Source organism: Halorubrum sp. AJ67 (genome assembly GCF_000513435.1).
In genome coordinates this window covers 256,213-258,930 of the sequence record NZ_CBVY010000003.1, presented here as the reverse complement: position 1 = coordinate 258,930, position 2,718 = coordinate 256,213, and the positions used below count along the sequence as shown (strand labels likewise).

1 protein-coding gene and 1 pseudogene (1 of these 2 only partly in view) are annotated in these 2,718 nt (G+C 67.5%); one reads left to right on the top strand and one right to left on the bottom strand.

Going from position 1 to position 2,718, the window contains the following annotated elements; translation table 11 throughout:
• Positions 1-437 (bottom strand): annotated as a pseudogene (locus BN903_RS15580) (hypothetical protein) (its annotated part extends 25 nt beyond the left edge of the window); the annotation flags it as partial.
• 221 nt (positions 438-658) lie between these two features.
• On the opposite strand from BN903_RS15580, the gene BN903_RS04735 reads away from it, so the two are divergent.
• Positions 659-2,584 (top strand): beta-CASP ribonuclease aCPSF1, encoded by a 1,926-nt coding sequence (locus tag BN903_RS04735; RefSeq protein WP_048076613.1) that lies wholly within the window; start codon positions 659-661, stop codon positions 2,582-2,584.
• Positions 2,585-2,718 lie beyond the last annotated feature (134 nt).

The following is a 2,718-nucleotide window of genomic DNA, read 5'->3' as shown; positions in this document are numbered from 1 at the left end:
GCGAGCGCGGCGTCGAGGTCGTCCGCGCCCGCGGTCCCCGCGCCTCTGCCGTCGCCCTCGGCCGTAGCGTCTCGGTCGACGTGGAGGTCCGCGAAATGAAACGTCGCCTGCGCGAGCAGCGAGAGGGGTCGCCCGCCCGCGACCGTCGCCGCGAGCTCTCGACCCAGCACCTCGTCGACGACGAAGCCGGGGTAATCGCCCGTCACGTCGAGGTCGCGCAGGAGCGCGACGCAGGCGGCGACGTTGACGGCGACCTCGCCGTCGGCGAAGACGACGTCGACCTCGCGACGGTACGCCTCGGGCGACACCGCGTCGACGTCCGTCTCGAAGAGCCGGCCGAGCCGGTCGCGGGTGTCGTTGAGGATCGGGACGACCGCGTCGGCGCGGTCGCGGACCCAGGCGTGTTCGTCGCGGACCGTCTGCGGCGTGACGCGCATGGGCGCGGTTCGGCCGCCGGGGGCTTGCCCTTTGCGAAGGCTTTTATAACGGCGGGGCAGTAGCCTGAGTCAAGCGGGTTTTCGCTGGCTGTTCCCGCACGGAACACTACGGACAGTACTTCCACTATGCCTACCCGTCACGGTCGACCGATCGACGGCGAGTCGCGGCGCGGCGCGCGACGCGATTCGACGACGACGGCCTCGACGACCCGCAGTGAGATATGAGTCAAGTCGATAAGCAACTCGATACGTTGAAATCGGAGATCGAACAGGAAATTCCGAACGACATCACGGTCACAGATGTCAAATACGAGGGCCCGGAGCTGGTCGTGTACACGCGCGACCCCAAGGCGTTCGCCGGCGACGGCGACCTGATCCGGCGGCTCGCGTCGAAGCTTCGCAAGCGGATCACGGTCCGCCCGGACCCGAGCGCCCTCTCCCCGCCGGCGCGGGCCGAAGACGAGGTCCGCGAGGTGATCCCGGACGACGCGGGCGTGACCGACCTCGACTTCCACGAGGACACCGGCGAGGTCGTCATCGAGGCCGAGAAGCCCGGGATGGTGATCGGCCGCCGCGGCTCGACGCTCCGCGAGATCACACAGGAAGTCGGCTGGACCCCCGAGGTCGTTCGGACGCCGCCGATAGAGTCCTCCACCGTCTCGAACGTGCGCGGCTTCCTGAAAAACGAGCGCGAGGAGCGCCGCGACATCCTCGAACGCGTCGGCCGCCAGATCCATCGCGAGGAGATGTCCGACGACGAGTGGGTCCGGATCACGACGCTCGGCTGCTGCCGCGAGGTCGGCCGCGCGGCCTTTATCCTCAACACCGCCGAGACGCGGATCCTCATCGACTGCGGCGACAAGCCCGGTGCCGAGGGCGAGGTGCCGTACCTCCAAGTGCCGGAGGCGCTCGGCGCGGGCGCGCAGAACATCGACGCCGTCGTCCTCACGCACGCCCACCTCGACCACTCCGCGCTGGTCCCGCTCCTCTTCAAGTACGGCTACGACGGCCCCATCTACACGACGGAGCCGACCCGCGACCTGATGGGCCTGCTCACCCTCGACTACCTCGACGTCGCGGCGAAGGACGGCAGGACGCCGCCGTACGAGTCCGCGCAGGTCCGCGACGCGATCAAACACACCATCCCGCTGGAGTACGGCGACGTGACCGACGTGGCCCCGGACGTGAAGCTCACGTTCCACAACGCGGGCCACATCCTCGGCAGCGCAGTCACGCACTTCCACATCGGCGACGGGCTCTACAACGTCGCGTTCTCGGGCGATATCCACTACGAGGACACCCGGCTGTTCAACGGGGCCGTCAACGACTTCCCGCGGGTCGAGACGCTCGTCTTGGAGTCCACCTACGGCGGCCGCAACGACTACCAGACCGATCAGGAGGACTCCGAGGAGGCGCTCAAGGAGGTCATCAACGAGACCTACGAGCAGGGCGGGAAGGTCGTCATTCCGGCGTTCGCCGTGGGGCGATCTCAGGAGATCATGCTCGTCTTGGAGGAGGCGATGCGGGAGGGAGAGATCCCGGAGATGCCGGTCCACCTCGACGGGATGATCTGGGAGGCGACCGCGATCCACACGACCTACCCCGAGTACCTCCGTGACGACCTCCGCGACCGCATCTTCCACGAGGACGAGAACCCGTTCCTCGCCGACCAGTTCAACCACATCGACGCCGGCGAGGACGAGCGACAGGACGTCGCCGACGGCGACCAGTGCATCATCGTCTCCACCTCCGGGATGATCGAGGGCGGCCCGATCATGTCGTGGCTCCGTCACATCGGCCCCGACCCGGACTCGAACCTCGTGTTCGTCGGCTACCAAGCGCAGGGGACGCTCGGCCGCCGGATCCAGAACGGCTGGGACGAGATTCCGGTCGACGGTTGGGGCGGCGGGAGCCGCGGCGACACGCTGACCCTCCAGATGGGGACGGAGGTCGTCGACGGCTTCTCCGGCCACGCCGACCGGCAGGGATTAGAGAACTTCGTGAAGACGATGAACCCGCGCCCGGAGAAGGTGCTGTGCGTTCACGGCGACGAGAGCTCCGTTCAGGACCTCTCCTCGTCGCTGTACCACGACTACAACATGCGGACGTTCTCGCCGAAGAACTTAGAGACGTTCCGGTTCAAGTGAGTCCGCGGCCCTCGGCGGCGGAGTAGGGAATCAGTCTTCGTTCTCGTCGACTCGTTTTTCGGACGCTTTCGGTTCGTCATCGCCGAGCGCGTCCTCTCGATCGGTATCGACCTTCCCGTCGCGGCGGTCCCGCT